This window comes from Marinospirillum insulare DSM 21763, from assembly GCF_000686905.1.
In the GTDB taxonomy this organism is placed as follows: Bacteria; Pseudomonadota; Gammaproteobacteria; order Pseudomonadales; family Halomonadaceae; genus Marinospirillum; species Marinospirillum insulare.
Genome location: NZ_JMLW01000001.1, coordinates 185,429 through 204,896 on the forward strand (window position 1 = coordinate 185,429; position 19,468 = coordinate 204,896).

The following is a 19,468-nucleotide window of genomic DNA, read 5'->3' on the forward strand; positions in this document are numbered from 1 at the left end:
TACGCTAATGGGTCAGCCAGCCAAAAAAAGTTCCTTAATTTTTTAAAAATATGTGAATCTCTTATCTAGCCAGCCAGCCTAAAAATTTAATAAAGTTTTTGACTGGAGACTACAAAAAATGGCGCACCTTCCAAGAAGACCCAACTTCTTAATAATACCACTTAACGCAGCAATTGCTGTTTGCTTACTTGCCGGCTCTACTTCGCTTTATGCTGAAGAAGAACAAAAAATGGATACCCTGGTTGTAACCGCGGCAGGTTATGAACAAAAATTAACCGATGCACCGGCGAGTGTGACGGTTATTACCGCCGAAGAACTACGTTCACGTCCTTACACCAACCTGTTAGATGCCATGCGCGATGTAGAAGGCATTGACTTGGGTACGGGTCAAGATAAAAGTGGTCAAGGCAGTATCTCCATGCGAGGTTTAGGCAGTGACTACACCTTGGTATTAATTGACGGTAAGCGTCAAAATAACAATGGTGATATCTACCCAAATAATTTTGGTGGTTTCCAGTCAGCCCACATACCACCACTGGATATGATTGAGCGCATTGAAGTGGTGCGTGGTCCTATGTCTACCCTTTATGGGGCCGATGCTATGGGCGGTGTTATTAATATCATTACTAAACGAGTTTCTGATAAGTGGGTTGGCTCTATTACTCATGGCCGCACTTTTCAAGAAAATTCAGATTTAGGCAACGAAACCACCACCGATTTTGCAGTATCTGGCCCGCTTGTTAAAGGTTTATTAGGACTAACAGTGCGTGGTTCTATTTATGATAAAGAAGAATCAACACCCGAATACAAGGCAACCACCGACCCAGATGGTAAAGTTTATCAGCCTAGTACCGGTTTTGGTGGTGGGGGTAAAACTTCAGATAACACCAACTACACTTCAGGTTTTCGTTTAGCTTTTACACCCAATGCCCAGCATGAAGTGTTGTTTGATTACGATATTTCACGTCAAAAATACGATAATAGAGAAGCGCAATTTGGTACTACCGACTCAGCAGAAACTATTTTAGCTAGGTCAAGAGTAGGCTATTCAGAAACCCAGCGCACTTCGCGCGATCAAATGTCTTTAACACACATCGGTAAGTGGGACTTGGGTCGTAGTGAAGTAACTTTAACCCATCTTGAAACTGAAAATGATGGTCGTTCTTTGCCACTGAGTATAGAGCAGCGCATTGCAGTTAGGGATCTAACAGGTACTGAAGCAGCTAATTTAGCTTGGATTGAAGATAATTTATTGCCTCGCCCTAATCGTGACTTAGCTAGTAAAGGCTTAACCCTAGACGCCAAATTAGAAATGCCTTTGGGTGATCACTTTGTAGTGGTGGGTGGTCAGGTGATTGACCAAGAGATGACCGATAATGTATTTGGCATGGTAGGTGCTGGCTATACGGGTGGGGCAAAACAAGAACACAAGCAATTCTCGTTATTTGCTGAAGATAACTGGGCATTAACCAATGACTTCACTTTAACGGGCGGTTTGCGTTATGACGACCATAATGAGTTTGGTGGGCGTTTTTCTCCCAGAGTTTATGGTGTGTATAACATGACGAGTGCTTGGACAGTTAAAGGTGGCGTAAGCACGGGTTATAAAACACCTAAAACTTCAGATTTATATGCAGGTATTACCGGCTTTGGTGGGCAAGGTACTAGCCCTTGGGCAGGTAATCCAGACTTAAAACCAGAAACCAGTGTGAGTGGTGAGTTAGCTGCTTATTTTACTGCTGAAGATGGGCATACCTTTAACGCCACCCTATTTATGACCCAGTTTAAAGACAAGATTCAAAATATAGATAACTGCCAAGATACGCCTAATGGTAGTAAAGCCTGTGCCAATATTGATCCAAGATGGACTGCTAGCGTTGCTGATGGTGGTCTTAATAGAGCCATTAATTATAAAGGCAATGTTTCAGAAGCAGAAATTAAAGGTTTGGAACTAGCAGGGCGTTATTTGCTTCCTTACAACCTGTCTTTAAAAGCTAACTATACTTTTACAGATACAGAAGTAACCAAAGGGCCAGCTAAAGGCCGTCCGTTAACTGGCAACCCAACTAGTGCTTCAGCCAGTTCGGCAGACACACCAGCCAAACACATGGCCAATGTGACGCTAGATTGGCAGGCAAACCAAGATTTGAATATCTACATCGGCATGTATGCAGAATCGGATCGAGTACGGGGTTGGGATGAGGATGGTAAACACTTACCAGACTATAAGGCTTACCAAATTTTCCACCTAGGTGGTAGTTATGCTGTGTCTGAAATGCTAACGATTTCAGCTCGTGTGAACAACCTGCTTGATACTGATTTCTCAGATTATGAAGTGGACTGGGAAGATAATGCTGGAACTTGGGAAGCAACTAAGTTGAATGACTATAAGGTGATTGATAAATCACGTAACTTCTGGATTTCAGCTAATATGCGCTTCTAAAATTATTTGAAATCTTAATTAAACCAGCCCTGCAACAGCTCGGCTGGTTTTTTTACGACTAAAATTTGCAATTACATTTTAAAACTTGTGCTATAATTTCTGACATCTTAGTCACTAGCAGGAATTTATGTACAGTTGCAGCTTAGGCTTCAGCACCTCTCTAACACCCCATCTTTTTGAAATCACTTGGCGTAGTGAGCTCTAAAGCAATCTCCCGCTTTTCCTCATCTAGTTGTTTTTATAACCGTTTAATTGATTTAAAAAAGTACGGAAGGCTCTAAAAAAGCGCTGGCTCAACTTAGTTAACCACTAAGAGTGTTTTTTCAGAGACTCCCTCAAGGGGTTTCAAAATGTATTATTGGATAATGCTTGCTTTAGCCGTTGTTGCTGAAGTGGTTAGTACTATTGGCATGAAATTCGCTGCCACCAGCTCACCTTTATTTGGCTACCTATTAATGGTAGTGATGATTTCTTTCTCCTTTTATGCTTTTTCTCGTGCCGTTATTCGTATTCCGCTCGCAGTGTCTTATGCTATTTGGGAAGGCCTAGGCTTATTCCTTATAGCCCTTTCTGGTGTAGTATTTTTTGGCGAGTACCTTAGCCTAAATGAGCTGCTAGCCGTTGGCGTGATGATGTTTGGTTTAATGCTAGTAACTTTTGACAAAGGCCCTAAAGATGAACAAGTAGCCGAACAAAAAGTTGAACAGGAGTTAGCAGTATGATTATTCCAGTCTCTTTATTGTTAGGTTCGGTTTCTTTAGATTTAGTGTCTCTTTACTGCATAAAGCGCTCTAACGGTTTTAAGCGTGTGGCATGGGGCGTGGCAGGTTTGCTGGCTATTATGTTGGCTTTTGTTTTGCTTAGCTTTGTGGTTCGTTATCTACCCTTAGGTATCGCTTACTCTGTCTGGGGTAGTCTAGGCGTGTTAGGTACGGTGCTTATTGATCGCTACGTTTTTAACTCCCGTTTAGGCAAACAAGGGTTGGTTGGTGTAGGGTTTATTCTTGCCGGAATTATTGCCTTACAGCTTTAAGTTACCTAATAGGTTCAAGTAGATTAATATTTTTTGTTGGCTGTTATACTATTAAACAAAAGGTATTGGTTGAATTTTGAAAGTTTTGGGGTGATTTAAAGAGGGGTGGTTTTATGGAAAAAGAAGCTGAGAAGAATGCAGCCGCTCCTGCTGAGCTGCCCAGTCTTGAACAGCTAGGCATGGTTATTAGTGTTAAAGACGACAACAATGAACTCTGGGTAGAGTTTAACCCGTTAGAAACAACGCGTGAGCTGACTATCAATCAGTTTGCTATGTTGGTTTTTGAAGCTGGCTATCGGCCAGAAGACTACCCGCTTATCTCTGCTAATGTTGCTGTGTTGCTAGATGCTGTTAGGCGCAAGCAACCTCAGTTAGCTTGTATCAGTATTCCCCAAGATGCTCGAGTCGATGTTTTTCTTAGCTCCAATAAGCTTTTAGCTGGAGTGGTTCTTTATGGTGCCGAGGGTTTAGGGCAACCAATCTCTCGTGATGCTCTAGATCAAGCACTTAAAAAGGCAAAGGTGAGTCACGGCTTAATAGAAGAAGTCTTTGATGACCTTCTGAGCCAAGAGCGAGCTGAGGCGCTACGCAATACCAGTGATGTTTATTGCACAGTCATTGCTTATGGTGAAGGTCATGAACATGGTAAGGATGCAGTGTTAGAGGTGTTAGTCGATGACGCTTCTGATCGCCGTCCTATAGAAGATGATCAGGGTCGAGTGCATTACCTTGAAAAGGGCGACTTCCCCTACCTAGATGAAGGCGAGTCTTTACTGAGGCGTTACCCACCCACTAAGGGCAAGCCTGGTATGAGCGTACAGGGTAAAACGATTCGAGCAAAAGATGGTAAAGACCTACAATTTAGGCTTAAAGATGCCAGCGTTAAACCCTCTGATGATGATGAAAACCTGTTGGTTGCTGCTGTAGCAGGCATGCCGGTACTTTATGATAAGGGCGCGCAAATAGAGGATGTTCTAAAAATTGATAACGTCGACCTATCTACAGGTCATGTACGTTATAGGGGCAGCGTAGAGATTAAAGGTGATGTGCGTGATGGTATGCAGGTGGTTGCAACAGGCGATATAAAAATAGCGGGTGGTGTAGATGCTGCTTTTATTAAAGCAGGTGGCCATATAGAGGTGATTGGTGGGGCGATAGGTCACCAAGATGCTGAATACCTGACTGAAAAAGCAGCGCTTAAAGCAGGCTATAGTATTAAAGCGCGTTTTGCCCATGAAGCCATTATGGAAGCAGGCCATGAAATTATTATAAGTAATCAGGTGATGCATTCTCAGCTGACATCAGGCAGTTTTATACAAGTACAGGGTAAAGGCCAGGTGGTTGGCGGTAAAATGAAGGCAGTTGACTATGTTGAAGTGAGCACCAGTGGTGCGGTTGCTTATAGTGAAACTCTGTTTGAAGTGGGTGAGTGCGCAGACCTGCAAACTCAATACACAGCCTTGTTAGCTCTGCTCAATAAAATTGATGATAAAAAATACAATTTAATTGAATTAGCCCGGAAGGTACGAAAAAAAGGTCGAGAAGAAATTGCTAAAATGAAAGGTCAGCTGGTTGCAGCTAAAGAAAAAATTCAACTTGAAGCGCGTGAGCTAAACACTTCTTTAACAACTGTAGAAGATCAGCTCAAGCGGTTTTACGCTGCTAAAGTGGTGGTTAGCCGTCGAGCTTATCCAGGCACTAAAGTTGTTTTAGCGGGATCAGAATTTGAAGTTAGTCGCGAGCTAGATAAGGTAACTTTTTACCTGCAAGACGGGCAGGTACAAACCCGTCAGTAACCAGTAGGTCAGTAACCAGTAATAGGTGAGCTATTGCCCTTTTAAGGCAAGACTTTTTTGAAGGGCTTAATGCTAACCTGCTGATAAACACCTGCAGCAACATAAGGGTCTGCATCTGCCCAAGCTTTTGCATCTTCTAAACTAGCAAACTCAGCAACCACCAAACTACCCGTAAAACCGGCTTCGCCCGGGTTTTCGCTGTCTATTGCAGGGTGTGGCCCTGCTAGCATTAAACGCCCTTCATTTTGTAAAGCTTCTAAACGAGCAAGGTGTTCTGGCCTTGCCTGCATTCTTTTTTCTAGTGTGCCAGGCTTGTCGGTACAGATAAGAGCATAAAACATTCAACTTTTCTCCTTGCAAAAATGTTAATCTGATTGTTTTAAATATAACCAGTGGATCTTATGTCGCTAACTAGCCAACAGTGTGATTATCACATGCATTCTACCGCATCAGACGGGTCGTTAACCCCTACCGAGCTGATGGCTTTTGCTGCTGAGCAGGGGCTTAAAGAGTTGGCGCTGACTGATCATGATACCTTTGACGGACTAGCAGAAGCCAGTTTAGAAGCAGATAAACAGGGCATGCGTCTAGTGCCGGGTATGGAGTTTTCCTGCAGTTGGCTAGGAATAACAATTCACCTAGTGGCTTTATGGCCTCAGGGTTTAACCCAAGCAGCACACGATTTAGCTCTAGCCCAGCGAAAAGCACGCTGGAGCAGGGCAGAACAAATTATTCAACGCCTAGCAAAAACACCTGTACCTCTTGAGCTAGATGAGGTTCTAAAATATTCTGCAGGTGGGGTACCTGGTCGTCCTCACTTTGCAGAAGCTATGGTTGCAGCTGGTTATGTTACTAACCACAGTCAAGCTTTTCGTAAGTGGTTAGGTAGTGGTAAATTGGGGGATATTAAAAACCATTGGAAGCCTTTAAGTGAAGCGGTTCCTTGGTTGAGTGAAGCTGGCGCCTTTGTGAGTTTGGCGCACCCACAATATTATAAGTTAACTCGCAGTAAACGTAGGCGCTTGATTACTGCTTTTGCAGAAGCGGGTGGCCAAGCTATTGAAGTGGTTAGTGGGCAACAAGATCCACAACAAACTCAGAGTTTGTTAGGTTTAGCAGAAGAACTAGAACTTAAGTTAACTTGGGGAAGTGACTTTCACAGTCCAGGCATAATTTGCCCTGCCCCTGGTCGCTATGCAGCCTTGCCAGAAGCCTGCGTACCTGTCAGCCAAATATTTAACCTTTAGAGACATTTGTTATGAGCCAGTATTTTGAAATACACCCAGATAACCCACAGCAGCGACTTATTCAGCAGGCGGTCACTATTTTGCGTAAGGGTGGTGTAATTGCCTATCCAACAGACTCTGCTTATGCCTTAGGTTGTTGTGTGGGTGAAAAAAAAGCCGTTGAGCGTATTAAGCGTATTCGTAACCTAGACGATAAGCACAACTTTACCCTTATGTGTGCAGATTTATCAGACCTTTCAACCTACGCCAAAGTGGATAATACGGTTTTTCGTATGCTGAAAAATGCCACGCCTGGCCCTTACACCTTTATTTTAAATGCTACCAGTGAAGTGCCCCGTTTATTGTTGCACCCTAAGCGTCGCACCATAGGTTTGCGAGTTCCTGATCATGTGCTGACTCGTGCTTTATTAGATGAGCTGGGTACAGCCATGATGAGTGTTACGCTGATTATGCCTGATGAAGATTTACCCTTGTCAGATGCAGACGTTATTCGTGAGCGTTTAGGTAAGCTGGTAGACCTAGTGATAGACGGTGGTGCTTGCTCTATAGAGCCAACCTCCGTAATCAATCTTTGTACGGGTGTACCAGAAATAACCCGTGAAGGTCGTGGCGACCTTGCCGCTTTTGGTGGCTAGCTAATGCAGCAAACCACTGCCGACCCAGTTCAGCTAGAGCTTTTAGCGAAAGTCGAAGGCGAGCCTTATACTCAGCTGCCAGATGACTTATTTATTCCGCCAGAAGCTTTACAGGTTTTTTTAGAAACCTTTGAAGGGCCGTTAGATTTATTGCTCTATTTAATTCGCAAACATAACCTAGATATTTTAACCATTAATGTGGCAGAAATTACCCGCCAGTACATAGGTTATTTAGACTTGATGCAGGATTTGCAAATTGAGTTGGCTGCAGAATACTTGGTTATGGCAGCACTCTTAGCAGAAATTAAGTCTCGTAGTTTATTGCCTCGTAGTTCAGAGGTTGATGAAGACGACGAGGGTGACCCGCGTGCAGAGCTTATAAGGCGACTTTTAGAATATGAGCGTTACAAAACAGCAGCAGAACGTCTAGACGCACTACCAAGACAGGAAAGGGATACCTTTCTAGTGGGTTCAGAATTACCCAGTTTAGAAAGCCGCGTTGTTCATCCTGAAGTAGATTTACAAGAAGTGTTACTAGCTTTTGCTCGCCTTATGAGGCAGTCCGATAGGCTCGCTGATCACCAGATTAGCCGTGAACCCCTTTCAACCCGTGAGCGAATGTCGCAAGTGCTCGATGTTTTAAGTCAGGCAGATAACTACCTAGCTTTTGATGCATTATTTAATTTAAGCGAGGGTCGCCAAGGCCAAGTGGTTACTTTTATGGCGTTGCTGGAACTGGTTAAAGAGCAGTTAGTTGAATTGGTGCAGACACAACTTTTTGCCATGATCCATGTGCGCTTGAAAACACAATGAATGAATTTTCTTTAAAAGACTTAACGCGAGTTGTGCAAGCTTTGTTATTAGCAGCTAAAGAGCCTTTGTCTTTAGAGCGAATGGCAAGTGTATTTGAAGAATATCAGCGTCCCCAGCCTGCAAAACTAGCCGAAGCCTTGGCAGTTTTGCAGCAAGAAGCAGAAAATAGCAGCCAAGAATTGATCGAAGTGGCTGGTGGTTTTCGTTACCAAATAAAAGCAGATTATGCACCTTGGGTTAGTCGCTTATGGGAAGAGAAACCACCTCGCTATTCTCGCGCTTTATTAGAAACCTTGTCTTTAATTGCATATCGGCAACCCGTCACGCGAGGCGAGATTGAAGACGTGCGTGGAGTCAGTGTAAGCTCACAAATCATTCGTACTTTGGAAGATAGAGAGTGGGTAAGGGTTGTAGGTCATAGAGAAGTACCAGGCCGACCAGCGCTCTACGCTACAACTCGTCAGTTTTTAGATTACTTCAACCTTAAAAGCTTGAATGATCTGCCTGAACTAGATGCATTAAGAGAATTGGCAGCCAGTGAAGAAAAAGAATGGCAAGATGATTTAGACCAAGCACCCACTTCACCCTTATTGGATTTAACCGAAGATGAAGGTGAAGACTTAGATACACAAGATGACCCAGAAACTATGGGTGATTTGCTAGACGAAGATTTACCCGAGGTTAAAGAATTAACCTTTGCAGACTTAACTCAACGTTTTGAACCCGATGGAGAATAATTCTCCGCCCATTCCCTTACCGTGTGTGAACACCTATGAAAAATAAACAGTATTTTGATAAATCTAAGCAAGCCGCAGAAGTCACTTTAGAGAAAACAGAAAAGCTACAAAAAGTTTTAGCGCGTTCTGGTTTGGGTTCTCGTCGAGAGATGGAAACAGTGATAGATGCCGGTCTAGTCACCATTAATGGCCGTACTGCCCTACTGGGCGATCGTATTACTGGGCAGGAGCGAATTACCGTTAAAGGTCGGCCAGTGACTTTAAAGGCAGAAGATGACTTACCCCGCAGGGTTATCATGTATAACAAGCCAGAAGGCGAGCTAGTGACGCGTAAAGACCCAGAAGGTCGACGTACCGTCTTCGATCATCTGCCACGCTTGCGTGGTGAGCGATGGATAGCTATAGGCCGTTTAGATATAAACACTGCTGGTTTACTCTTGTTTACTAACGATGGCGAACTAGCTAATCGCCTAATGCATCCTTCACATCAGGTAGAGCGTGAATATGCAGTGCGTGTTATGGGTGAAGTAACTGATGAGATGTTAGCGGCCATGCAAGAAGGTGTCATGCTAGAAGATGGCTTAGGCCAGTTCTCTGCGATTGAGCTGGTGGGCGGTGAAGGGATTAACGTTTGGTACCATGTGGTTATTAATGAAGGTCGCAACCGTGAAGTTCGTCGCTTATGGGAATCTCAGGGAGTGACAGTCAGTCGCTTGAAGCGCGTTCGTTATGGCAATATTTATTTAGACAAGCGTACTAAAATGGGTGAATGGATAGAATTAACTCAAGCAGAAGTGGATGACCTTTCTTCTCTAGGTGGCTTAGCCAAAAAATCTGTTGAGGCTATACCAACAGGGCGTCCTGGGCAAAAAAATCGTGGTAATTTACGCAAGCCAGTGCACGCTATTGGACGTAGAAATAAATAAAAAACAGCTTTTTTCAATTTAGGGGGTTGCAAGAGACTCAAAAAAAGCTATTATATGCGCCGCGTTAAGGGGTCGTTAGCTCAGTGGTAGAGCAGTTGGCTTTTAACCAATTGGTCGAAGGTTCGAATCCCTCACGACCCACCAACGCAAAACCTCAGTACAGGTAAAAGTACACAAAATTTGGGTCGTTAGCTCAGTGGTAGAGCAGTTGGCTTTTAACCAATTGGTCGAAGGTTCGAATCCCTCACGACCCACCAAATTTAAAAAAAGGCTGCCTAGTTAGGGCAGCCTTTTTTGTATCTAGGTATAAATATTTCTTACTAGATATAAGCTTGAATTCGGTCATGACTTAGGCATTATGCTATCATCCAATATCAACCCATTATTAAGAACAACGATATTCGCCTACGATGAACAGTGTTTATGATCAGTTACTGGTGCGTGAGCACCTTTCCCGCGCCACCCCTTCTGCAAATCTATCTGAATTAGAAGAGACCGCACTGCGCGAGCAGGTGAAGCAACTGCTTGTCGACCATAATGCTGTATTGATTGCGCATTATTATACCAGTCCAGTCATTCAGGCTTTAGCTGAAGAAACGGGTGGATTTATTGGTGACTCCCTCGAAATGGCTCGCTTTGGTGCTCGTCACCCGGCACAAACTTTGGTTGTCGCTGGTGTACGCTTTATGGGTGAAACAGCTAAAATTTTATCACCAGAAAAGCGTGTGCTGATGCCGACTCTAGAAGCAACCTGCTCACTAGATATCGGTTGTGACGCTGATGAGTTTAGTCAATTCTGTGACGAGCATCCTGAACACACAGTGGTGGTTTACGCTAACACCTCGGCAGCGGTTAAAGCGCGTGCCGACTGGGTAGTAACCTCTAGCATTGCCCTGCAGGTGGTTTCATCCTTGCACGAACAGGGTAAAAAAATTCTTTGGGCTCCAGATAAGCATCTAGGTGACTATATTTGTCGTGAAACAGGCGCAGAAATGCTGCTCTGGGACGGTGCTTGTATAGTGCATGAAGAGTTTAAAGCTAAAGGGATTTTAGACTTAAAAAAGGTTCACCCAACGGCAGCGGTTTTAGTTCACCCTGAATCACCTGCCAGCGTTGTTGATGTTGCTGATGTAACAGGCTCAACTAGCCAGCTACTTAAAGCCGCTGGTGAGCTACCGAATGACACGCTTATAGTGGCAACCGATCGCGGCATTTTTTATAAAATGCAGCAAGAAAACCCTAATAAAATTTTTCTTGAAGCTCCTACAGCTGGTCAGGGCGCAAGCTGTCGTAGTTGTGCGCATTGCCCCTGGATGGGAATGAACAGCTTAGAGCGTATGGCTAGCTCTTTGAAAGAGGGTAGCGATGAAATTCATATTGCTCCTGAGTTAATTCAAAATGCACTCATTCCTCTGCAAAAAATGCTTGATTTTCCTAAAGACTAATTTAGCTAGTTAAAGCTAACAATCAAAAAAAGGGAGACTAAAAGCTCCCTTTTTTTGGTCATGATTAATCAAATTTAGACAGTTGAGCAGGAGGCTTTTTTGCTGGGTAAAAAGCAGTAGGCCAAGCATTAAAAATTGCTTTTAACATAGTGGCTAAAGGAATGGCAAAAAACACTCCCCAAAAACCCCACAAACCACCAAAGAAAAGCACAGCTAGAATAATCGAGACAGGGTGCAGGTTAACGGCTTCAGAAAATAGAAGCGGAACCAGCACATTGCCATCTAGCAGTTGAATGACACCATATACACCTATAACCCACATAAAGTCGCTACTAAGACCAAACTGAAAAAAAGCAACCAGTGCAATGGGTAGGGTCGCAACAGTTGCACCGATATAAGGCACTAAAACCGATAAGCCAACTAAGAGGGCGAGTAGCTCTGCATAATTAAGCCCTAAGAGTATAAAGCTTACCCAGCTGACGCTGGCTACAATAATAATTTCTAGTACTTTGCCTCGAATATAATTGGCTATCTGAGCATCTATCTCATGCCAAACTTTAGTCATTAAGGTTCTTTTCTTAGGCATTAAAGAAGTAATAAAGCCAACAAGCTGCTGTCGATCTTTAAGCATAAAAAATACTAAAATAGGTACTAAAATAAGGTAGATTAGCCAAGCAATTAGGTTAGGGATATTAGACAAAGAAAAAGAGACGAGGGTTTGTCCTAGCATGCGTATGTCGTTTACGACTTCATTTAAAATGCTGCTAGCTTGTTGTTGGGTAATAAGCTGTGGGTAGGCTTCGTAGAGATGATCTATCCACACTTGAGTGGCTCTTAGCATAACTGGCAGTTCTTTTAATAGGCTAAGTAGCTGGTTCCAAAGGAGTGGGAAAAGCCAGAAAATAAGGGTTAGTAAGATGCCTAAAAACACACTAAACGCAATTAAAACGGCGGGTAGCTGAGGAAGTCTTAAGCGCCTGAGTGACTTGACCAAGCCTTGTAGTAAATAGGCAAAAACAACGGCACTCAGAAAAGGTAGTAACATGGCACCAAAGAAAAACAGTGCGCTAAAAAAAATAACCAAGAGTAGAGCAAAGATAACCGCTTCTTCATCAGAGAAGTAGCGGTGTAACCAGTTGACTGTTACATCACGAAAAGACATTTTATTCTCCTTTTCGCAATAAGAAGTTGTAGGTGTTGCCTGATTGATCACGTAGCTCTAGTTGGTGTGAGCTTAGGTTGGCATAGCTTGCAAAATCATCCCAAGAACCAGGGTCAGTCGCTTGAATAAAGAGTAGCTGCCCCACTTTAAGTTTATTAAGGCACTGTTTTGCTTTAAGTAACGGTAAAGGACAGTTTAAATTACGTGCGTCTAGGTACTGGTCATAGCTGAGTGTTGGGTTATTATTATCTATAGCTGAAATGTTTTCTGAATTCATAAGGCCCTGCCTTGTCTTAATAGGAAGTGCTTAGACACTCAAGTCACCACCAAAAAAAGCTAACAATGTATCAAAATAAAATATTGATTTGCCTAGTGTTTGCTTTGTTTATTATTTTTCCGCTGCAAAGTATAACAGCTGATTCACCAGAATTGCCTAGTCTTGGTTTATCTAGCTCTTACGACATTAGCCTGAATCAAGAAAAACTCTTAGGGCAAGGCTGGCTGAGGCAGTTTCGTGCCCAGAGTAAACTCTATAATGACCCTTTAACACAAAATTATGTAGAGGGTTTAGTTAGGCGTTTAGCAACTTGGAATCGAAACCTTGATATGAATGACTTCGATATCTTGTTAGTAGATCAGCGCCAATTAAATGCTTTTGCAGTACCTGGGGGAGTTGTAGGTGTTAACACCGGTTTATTTACCTTTGCACCCTACGAGGATGAGTTTGTTTCTGTTTTAGCGCATGAATTAGCACACATTAGTCAGCGTCACTTTGCTCGCCGGGTGCAAGCATCTCAAGACATTCAATGGAAAACCATGGCGGGTTTATTGGCGGGTATTCTTGTAGCTAGCCAAGGCAATGCAGATGCTGGTATTGCTGCTATAGCAGGTACGCAAGCGGCGGCTATTCAAAGTCAGTTAGCTTGGAGTCGTAATTATGAACAAGAAGCTGACCGCATAGGTATGGAAACCCTCGTTGCAGCAGGTTACGCATCAGAAGCTATGCCAGCAATGTTTGCGCAAATGCAGCGCTTAACTAGCTTAAGTGGTAGACCACCAGAATTTTTATTAACTCACCCACTGACTGAGTCACGCATTGCGGATGCCCAATCAAGAGCTGACCAGCAAGCTAAGCAAGCCGTTAGGGTAAGGGGTAAAGATTATGAAATGCTTCGTGCTAGGGCTATTTTCCACCAATACTCTAATGCAGATGATGCTTTTAGCTTATTTTCTAGGCAGCAAGGCTCGGAAGCGTCTTTGCAATATGCCCATGCGTTAAAGGCTAAATCTAATCAAAATTTAAAAAAATACTTGGAGTTAATTACCGATTTAGCTAACCAAGATCCTGACTGGCTGTTAGTGCAGTTCCTGCAGGTTGAAGCTTTAACAGAGGTAGAAAGCTGGGATGAAGCTACTAGTAAACTGAATGATTTATTGCTATTCGCACCAGGTTATTACCCCGCTCAACAGTTGCAGGTAGAAATTTTTAGTCGCCAGCAAGCCTGGGGTGAAGCAAGGCGAAGCTTACAAAAGTTGAGCCAAACTAGGCCTAATGATCCGGTGGTATGGTTTCAGCTAGCAGAAGCAGCAGGAAAGGTTGATAGACAAATTCAACTGCATCAGGCTAGAGCAGAATACTTTCAATTAACTGGGCGTTTTCGACAAGCATTTGATCAGCTAGATTTAGCTTTGGAGCAGGCAAAACTGCAAAATCGACCTTGGGTGGTTCAGTCAGCTATACGAGAGCGGCGCAGGGATTTAGAAAACCTGCGCAGCTTAATGGAAATCTAGTGAGTGGTAAAAAAAAGCTAGGTTATGCCAAAGCTTGTGCTGCCTCTAGTACCTCTTGTACATGGCCGGGCACTTTAACTTTGCGCCATTCTTGAGCTAGCTTGCCTTCTTCATCTATTAAAAAGGTGCTGCGCTCAATACCTAAGTGTTCTTTACCAAACATTTTTTTTAGCTTTAAAACATCAAAGAGTTTACAAAGGGCTTCGTCTTTGTCGCTAATAAGCTCGAAAGGAAAGCTTTGTTTGGCTTTGAAGTTCTCATGGCTTCTAAGACCGTCACGTGAGATACCAAATACCAGTGTATTGGCGGCCTGAAAGTCTTTATATAGGTCGCGAAAATCACCACCTTGGTTAGTGCAGCCTGGGGTGCTATCTTTAGGGTAAAAATAAAGAACTACTTTTTTACCTTTTAAGGCAGACAAGCTAACCTGTTGGTCGCTAGTTGCTTCGGCAGTAAAGTCGGGTAGGGTTTGGCCTAGGGTTAAACTCATTTTTTAGCTCCAAAATCAGGTGAAATAACTGATGGGTTGGCGTTAGAGCTTTTTAATATAGCATAGACCCTAATTTCTGCTTGAGACTAACTGCTTGAGCAGTGACAATAGAGAACAAGTTTTATTTCTGAATTTTTGGAGAAATGGCATGATTAAAGGCAGCCTAGTAGCTTTAGTAACGCCAATGACAGTGCAGGGTGAAGTTGACTGGCCTGCACTAGATCGTTTGGTTGACTTTCATTTAGAAAATGGCACCGATGGTATAGTTGCCGCAGGCACTACAGGTGAGCCTTCTACTCTTAGCTTTGAGGAGCATTTTGAAGTTATACGTCGAGTGGTAGCGCGTGTTGAGGGTAAAATCCCTGTGGTTGCAGGTACTGGCTCTAACTCAACCAAAGAAGCGATTGCGCTAACCCGCTACGCAAACAAGGTCGGTGTAGACTACTGCTTAATCAGCACTCCTTATTACAACAAGCCAACTCAAGAAGGTTTGTATCTGCATTATAAAGCCATTGCAGAAGCCAGTGATTTACCTATCATTCTTTATAATGTGCCAGGTCGTACCGCTGTAGATATGCACAATGAAACTGTACTACGCTTAGCAGAGCTAGATAAAATTGTTGCGCTAAAAGATGCCACGGGTGATTTAGAACGCGGCAAGGTGCTGATTGATGCTGTAGCCGATACAGATTTTCAAATACTCTCTGGTGATGATGCTACTGCTTGTGAGCTTATTCTTATGGGGGGTAGCGGTAATATTTCTGTTACGGCTAATGTGGCTCCTAAGCAAATGCACGAAATGTGTGCAGCAGCTTTAGAGGGTGACACTAGTAAAGCACACCAAATAAACACGCGTTTAATGCCATTAAATACAGGTTTATTTGTAGAATCTAACCCTATTCCTGCCAAGTGGGCGCTTTACGATATGGGCTTAATTGATTTAGGCATACGCTTGCCACTAACGCCCTTATCAACTAAGTACCACACAACTATTCATGAAGCACTGCAGCTAGCTGGAGTTATACAAAAATGAATTTAGGTAAACTGTCGCTGCCCCTAGTGATGGTCGTTGGTTTAATTGCAGGGTGCAGCAGCAGTGAATACCGAGATCGCAATACTGATTACCATGAAGCTGAAGCGGTAAAGAATGATTTGCCCGCTAGTTATCCTGAGCAGGATGCGATGCCTATAAGTAAGGCTAATCGAAGTAGTGGAGCCGCCAAAGATAGCGTGCCAAGACCCGAGCCTTTAAGGGTAATGGAAGAAGGCGAGGGCTTGGTTATTGAGCGGGCTGACGATGAGGGTGCCTGGTTACTGGTAATGCGCAGTCCCAGTGAGGTTTGGACAAGTTTGCGTGCATTTGCAGAAACCAGAGATATACCCCTCGTTTCAGCTAGCCCACGTAGAGGAGAGTTAACCTTAGCCTCAGACCCAGAAAGTCGCCTGCCTGCACAAAACATTAACCTGCGTCAGGGTGTGCGTCGTGGTACTTCTGAGATACGCCTGCATTCCTATGAAGCAGGAAGAAACCTGCCTTGGAATGACTATGACCGTAGTCGGTTAAAGTCTATGGCTGAATTTCTAACCGCTAGCTTAAGTGAGTCGAGCACTAGCGTTTCTTTGCAGGCTCAGTCTTTGCAAGATAATCAATTAGTGCGTTTAATTGACCGTGATACACGGCAAGTACTGGTTTTGCAGTTGGAGTTTGATCGTGCTTGGGCAGAGCTGGTTAACTTATTAGATGAAGAATTTACTGATGATTACCAAAAGCTAGAAGACTTAAACCGTAGTGAAGGTCGTTTGTATATCCGATATGTACCTAAAGATCAGCGTCCGGCTGGCTTCTTTGCTCGCTTATTTAGCCGTGGGCCTAAGGCAAGTGAGCACCACTACCAGTTGTTTTTATCTGAGTATCATCAAGAGTTAGATTTGATTTTAGAAAATAAGCCGGGCAAGGCTGCTCCTCAAGATATAGAGCTAGAGTTGCTAACTTGGCTGGAGCGACAGCTGCGTTGATCAAAAGTTGTCATATTAGGTTTGCTTCACTAGGTAGTGGTAGTAAAGGTAATGCAACCCTAGTGAGCTATGGGCGTACGCACCTATTAATTGATTGTGGTTTTGCTATGAAAGAAACCACAAGGCGTTTAGGGCGCTTAGGCTTGGCACCAGAGCAATTAACGGCTGTACTAATTACGCACGAGCATGGTGACCATATTGGTGGAGCCGGCGCATTGGTTAGGCGTTATCAGTTACCACTTTATACAACCAATGGTACTAAGCTTTCGGGTCGATTAAATGGTGAAGTTCCTGATTGGCGACCCATAAACCCTGAGCATTCTTTTGCCATTAATGATTTAGAGGTTTGTCCAGTCACTGTGCCTCACGATGCACGAGAACCCGTACAGTTTGTAATAGGTGACGGTGCGAATCGTTTAGGTGTGCTAACAGACTTAGGTAGCATTACGCCCCACATAGTGCGCCATTTTAAAAACTGCCAAGCCCTAGTTTTAGAGGCTAATCATGATCCAGCTATGCTTGCAAAAGGGCCCTACCCAGCTTCATTGAAGCGTAGAGTAGGTGGTGATTTTGGGCATTTAAGCAACCAGCAGGCAGCAGACTTATTGGCACAAATAGAAACAGATAAGCTATCTCATTTGGTAGCATCGCACCTAAGTGAGCAGAACAATGATCCCTACTTAGCTTGCTCTACTATAGCTAAGGCGGTAAATACAACACCAGACTGGATAACCCTAGCTAACCAAGAAGAAGGTTTTGGCTGGCGAGACATTCAACCCTATAACTAATGACCAATCTTTCCGGAGACTTTTGTGGAAAAGCGCGAAGAACTTTATGCAGGCAAAGCCAAGTCAGTTTATAAAACTGATGATCCCGATTTACTTATCATGCACTTTCGTGATGATACCAGTGCTTTTGATGGTAAAAAGCTTGAGCAGCTGGAGCGTAAAGGAAAGGTTAACAATATCTTTAACGCTTTCATTATGGAAAAGCTAAAAGCTGCAGGTATTCCTACGCACTTTGAAAAGCGCTTAAGTGACCGTGAGTCTTTAGTTAAGTGTATGGATATGATGCCAGTTGAATGCGTTGTTCGTAATATCAGCGCTGGCAGTCTTGTGCGTCGTTTGGGTGTGGAAGAAGGCCTAGAGTTAAACCCACCTACCTATGAGCTTTTCTTAAAGAATGATGCTCAGGGTGATCCAATGATCAATGAATCCCTATGCCTTACCTTTGGTTGGGCAACGGAAGCACAGCTAGCTGAAATGAAAACACTAACCTACAAAGTGAACGGTGTTTTAAAACAGCTTTTTGATGAAGCAGGTATGTTGCTAGTTGATTACAAGCTAGAGTTTGGTGTGTTTAAAGGTGAAGTGGTACTAGGTGATGAGTTCTCACCCGATGGTTGCCGTTTGTGGGATAAGAGTACCCGCGAAAAATTAGACAAAGACCGTTTCCGCCAAGGTTTGGGTGGGGTGGTTGAAGCCTACGAAGAAGTAGGTCGCCGTTTAGGTATCCAGTTCGACTAAATTAGCTTGGCCTACAGGTAGTAGCAGATCAAGCTTAAAGGGCTATTACCTGTAAATGCTTAGCTTCTAAGTAGCAAAACTCAACATTTAAGTCTGCTAACTTCACACCATAAACTCTTTGAGTGTCTATTTTTTGATAGGCAGGTCTAGGGTTTTGTGACAAGACTTCAGCAATTAGTTGTTTTAATTGCCTGCCATTAGCTTGGTTAGCTAATTGTTGCTCAGCCTTAGGAGAAAAACTAACCGCTAGTTGCTCAGGTGGTTGGTCTGCCCAACTCGAGGTGGCTGTAGGTTGGCTATCTACCCAAGGAATATAAGGTTTAATATCTACTACAGGTGTGCCGTCTATTAAGTCAGCACCTGATAAATAAAGCTTTACCCCTGAGTTTAAATCTATTCCTTCTAATTTGACCACCGACAAGCCCAAACCATTAGGGCGGAAAGTAGAGCGGCTGGCAAACACTCCCACTTTTTTATTGCCGCCTAATCTGGGTGGCCTTACTTTAGGTTTCCAACCCTGCTCTAAATTCTGATGGAAAATAAAGCTTATCCATAGATGAGAGAAAGTGTCTAAGCCGTCTACAAAAGCAGCTTGATTATAAGGTGGTAGCAATTCAAGCGTGGCCAAAGCACTTGGAGCTAGTCCTGGTTGACGAGGTACAGCGAACTTTTCTTGATAACAAGAATGGATTCTACCTAGGGTTTCCAGTGACCAGCTCATATTATTAGCTACGCAGGCTGAGTATTGGCCAGCCTTCTTGGCTAGCACGTTGATGCAAGGTTTCATCTGGATCTACAGCTACTGGGTTATCAACTAGCTCTAATAAAGGCAGGTCATTATGCGAGTCGCTATAAAACCAGCTATTGGTTAAGTCTAAATTTTTACCTGCTAGCCATTGATTCAAGCGTGTTATCTTGCCTTCCCTAAAGCTTGGCGTGCCAACAATTTTGCCAGTATAGCTGCCGTTAATAAATTCAGGTTCAGCAGCTATTAGTTCATTAACACCCAATAAACGCGCAATGGGCTCAGTAATAAAACGGTTAGTGGCAGTAATAATAAGAAGCTCATCACCTGCTTCACGATGCTTGTTTAGTAGCTTAGTTGCTGCAGGAAGGAGTAACGGACGGATACACTCTTCAATAAAAACTTCACGCCAAGCGTGCATTTCTTGAGTAGAGTAAAGGGTTAAAGGTTTTAACGAAAAGGCTAGATAGTCATGAATATCTAAGGTGCCTTGTTGGTAATCTATAAAATAACGATCGTTAGCTTTTTTATATTCTTCTGCATCGACCAGTTGTTTACTTACCAAAAATTCACCCCAAGCATGGTCGCTATCACCCGCTATTAGGGTGTTGTCGAGGTCAAACAAGGCTAAACTCACTTTATTAAGCTCCAGGTTGCTAGTTG

21 protein-coding genes and 2 tRNA genes are annotated in these 19,468 nt (G+C 43.4%); 17 read left to right on the forward strand and 6 right to left on the reverse strand.

Annotated features, from left to right (window positions below):
• The first annotated feature begins 118 nt into the window (after window positions 1-118).
• The 4 genes from BP27_RS0100940 (at window position 119) to BP27_RS0100955 (ending at window position 5,272) form a co-directional block, all read left to right on the forward strand.
• The gene (locus BP27_RS0100940; protein ID WP_051610076.1) at window positions 119-2,443 is read left to right on the forward strand and encodes a TonB-dependent receptor domain-containing protein; all 2,325 of its coding nucleotides are present in this window, start codon (window positions 119-121) and stop codon (window positions 2,441-2,443) included.
• Between the two features lie 350 nt (window positions 2,444-2,793).
• Window positions 2,794-3,165 (forward strand): SMR family transporter, encoded by a 372-nt coding sequence (locus BP27_RS0100945; protein WP_027849942.1) that lies wholly within the window; start codon window positions 2,794-2,796, stop codon window positions 3,163-3,165.
• Window positions 3,162-3,476, forward strand: coding sequence for a DMT family transporter (locus BP27_RS0100950; protein WP_036238941.1), 315 nt, complete (start codon window positions 3,162-3,164; stop codon window positions 3,474-3,476). Before BP27_RS0100945 ends, BP27_RS0100950 begins: the two co-directional genes overlap by 4 nt.
• 113 nt (window positions 3,477-3,589) lie before the next feature.
• On the forward strand, window positions 3,590-5,272 hold the full coding sequence (locus BP27_RS0100955) for a flagellar assembly protein A (protein WP_027849944.1): 1,683 nt from the start codon (window positions 3,590-3,592) through the stop codon (window positions 5,270-5,272).
• Window positions 5,273-5,313: 41 nt separating this feature from the next.
• Here BP27_RS0100955 and BP27_RS0100960 read toward each other — a convergent pair whose 3' ends face one another.
• Window positions 5,314-5,613, reverse strand: a complete 300-nt coding sequence (locus BP27_RS0100960) for a YciI family protein (protein ID WP_027849945.1) — start codon at window positions 5,611-5,613, stop codon at window positions 5,314-5,316.
• Between the two features lie 60 nt (window positions 5,614-5,673).
• On the opposite strand from BP27_RS0100960, the gene BP27_RS14765 reads away from it, so the two are divergent.
• From BP27_RS14765 to nadA, 8 genes are all read left to right on the forward strand, one after another.
• Window positions 5,674-6,519 carry a PHP domain-containing protein gene (locus BP27_RS14765; RefSeq protein WP_036238943.1) on the forward strand — a complete coding sequence of 282 codons (846 nt, stop codon included), beginning with the start codon at window positions 5,674-5,676 and terminating at the stop codon, window positions 6,517-6,519.
• Window positions 6,520-6,530: 11 nt separating this feature from the next.
• Window positions 6,531-7,154 (forward strand): L-threonylcarbamoyladenylate synthase, encoded by a 624-nt coding sequence (locus tag BP27_RS0100970; RefSeq protein WP_027849946.1) that lies wholly within the window; start codon window positions 6,531-6,533, stop codon window positions 7,152-7,154.
• Window positions 7,155-7,157: 3 nt separating this feature from the next.
• Window positions 7,158-7,967: a segregation and condensation protein A gene (locus tag BP27_RS0100975; protein WP_027849947.1), complete on the forward strand. Its 810-nt coding sequence runs from the start codon at window positions 7,158-7,160 to the stop codon at window positions 7,965-7,967.
• Window positions 7,964-8,704, forward strand: a complete 741-nt coding sequence (scpB, locus tag BP27_RS14770; protein ID WP_036238945.1) for an SMC-Scp complex subunit ScpB — start codon at window positions 7,964-7,966, stop codon at window positions 8,702-8,704. Before BP27_RS0100975 ends, scpB begins: the two co-directional genes overlap by 4 nt.
• A gap of 35 nt (window positions 8,705-8,739) precedes the next feature.
• Window positions 8,740-9,630, forward strand: a complete 891-nt coding sequence (gene rluB / locus BP27_RS14775) for a 23S rRNA pseudouridine(2605) synthase RluB (RefSeq protein ID WP_051610078.1) — start codon at window positions 8,740-8,742, stop codon at window positions 9,628-9,630.
• Window positions 9,631-9,699: 69 nt separating this feature from the next.
• A tRNA-Lys gene (locus tag BP27_RS0100990) sits at window positions 9,700-9,774 on the forward strand.
• Between the two features lie 38 nt (window positions 9,775-9,812).
• A tRNA-Lys gene (locus BP27_RS0100995) sits at window positions 9,813-9,887 on the forward strand.
• 153 nt (window positions 9,888-10,040) lie between these two features.
• Window positions 10,041-11,075 (forward strand): quinolinate synthase NadA, encoded by a 1,035-nt coding sequence (gene nadA, locus BP27_RS0101000; protein WP_027849948.1) that lies wholly within the window; start codon window positions 10,041-10,043, stop codon window positions 11,073-11,075.
• Window positions 11,076-11,139: 64 nt separating this feature from the next.
• Here the strand turns inward: nadA and BP27_RS14780 are convergent, their stop codons facing one another.
• Together BP27_RS14780 and BP27_RS0101010 are read right to left on the reverse strand one after the other, a co-directional pair.
• Window positions 11,140-12,237 carry an AI-2E family transporter gene (locus BP27_RS14780; protein WP_051610080.1) on the reverse strand — a complete coding sequence of 366 codons (1,098 nt, stop codon included), beginning with the start codon at window positions 12,235-12,237 and terminating at the stop codon, window positions 11,140-11,142.
• Between the two features lies 1 nt (window position 12,238).
• On the reverse strand, window positions 12,239-12,514 hold the full coding sequence (locus tag BP27_RS0101010) for a sulfurtransferase TusA family protein (RefSeq protein WP_051610082.1): 276 nt from the start codon (window positions 12,512-12,514) through the stop codon (window positions 12,239-12,241).
• A 65-nt stretch (window positions 12,515-12,579) separates the two neighbouring features.
• Here BP27_RS0101010 and BP27_RS0101015 point away from each other — a divergent pair, with 65 nt between their 5' ends.
• Window positions 12,580-14,028, forward strand: a complete 1,449-nt coding sequence (locus BP27_RS0101015) for a M48 family metalloprotease (RefSeq protein WP_051610084.1) — start codon at window positions 12,580-12,582, stop codon at window positions 14,026-14,028.
• A gap of 22 nt (window positions 14,029-14,050) precedes the next feature.
• On the opposite strand, the gene BP27_RS0101020 is transcribed toward BP27_RS0101015, so the two are convergent.
• Window positions 14,051-14,518, reverse strand: coding sequence for a peroxiredoxin (locus BP27_RS0101020; RefSeq protein ID WP_027849951.1), 468 nt, complete (start codon window positions 14,516-14,518; stop codon window positions 14,051-14,053).
• Between the two features lie 148 nt (window positions 14,519-14,666).
• On the opposite strand from BP27_RS0101020, the gene dapA reads away from it, so the two are divergent.
• Genes dapA through purC form a run of 4 tightly spaced genes read left to right on the forward strand, consistent with a single transcriptional unit; the run spans window position 14,667 to window position 18,060 of the window.
• Complete coding sequence (gene dapA / locus BP27_RS0101025; protein WP_027849952.1) at window positions 14,667-15,551, forward strand: 4-hydroxy-tetrahydrodipicolinate synthase; 885 nt, start codon at window positions 14,667-14,669, stop codon at window positions 15,549-15,551.
• Window positions 15,548-16,534, forward strand: coding sequence for an outer membrane protein assembly factor BamC (bamC, locus tag BP27_RS0101030; protein WP_027849953.1), 987 nt, complete (start codon window positions 15,548-15,550; stop codon window positions 16,532-16,534). Before dapA ends, bamC begins: the two co-directional genes overlap by 4 nt.
• Window positions 16,531-17,322 carry an MBL fold metallo-hydrolase gene (locus BP27_RS0101035; protein ID WP_342665779.1) on the forward strand — a complete coding sequence of 264 codons (792 nt, stop codon included), beginning with the start codon at window positions 16,531-16,533 and terminating at the stop codon, window positions 17,320-17,322. Before bamC ends, BP27_RS0101035 begins: the two co-directional genes overlap by 4 nt.
• Before the next feature lie 24 nt (window positions 17,323-17,346).
• Window positions 17,347-18,060 (forward strand): phosphoribosylaminoimidazolesuccinocarboxamide synthase, encoded by a 714-nt coding sequence (gene purC / locus BP27_RS0101040; RefSeq protein WP_027849955.1) that lies wholly within the window; start codon window positions 17,347-17,349, stop codon window positions 18,058-18,060.
• A gap of 34 nt (window positions 18,061-18,094) precedes the next feature.
• On the opposite strand, the gene tsaA is transcribed toward purC, so the two are convergent.
• Together tsaA and BP27_RS0101050 are read right to left on the reverse strand one after the other, a co-directional pair.
• Window positions 18,095-18,781 carry a tRNA (N6-threonylcarbamoyladenosine(37)-N6)-methyltransferase TrmO gene (tsaA, locus tag BP27_RS0101045; RefSeq protein ID WP_027849956.1) on the reverse strand — a complete coding sequence of 229 codons (687 nt, stop codon included), beginning with the start codon at window positions 18,779-18,781 and terminating at the stop codon, window positions 18,095-18,097.
• Between the two features lie 4 nt (window positions 18,782-18,785).
• Window positions 18,786-19,442, reverse strand: coding sequence for a histidinol-phosphatase (locus BP27_RS0101050; RefSeq protein WP_027849957.1), 657 nt, complete (start codon window positions 19,440-19,442; stop codon window positions 18,786-18,788).
• Window positions 19,443-19,468 lie beyond the last annotated feature (26 nt).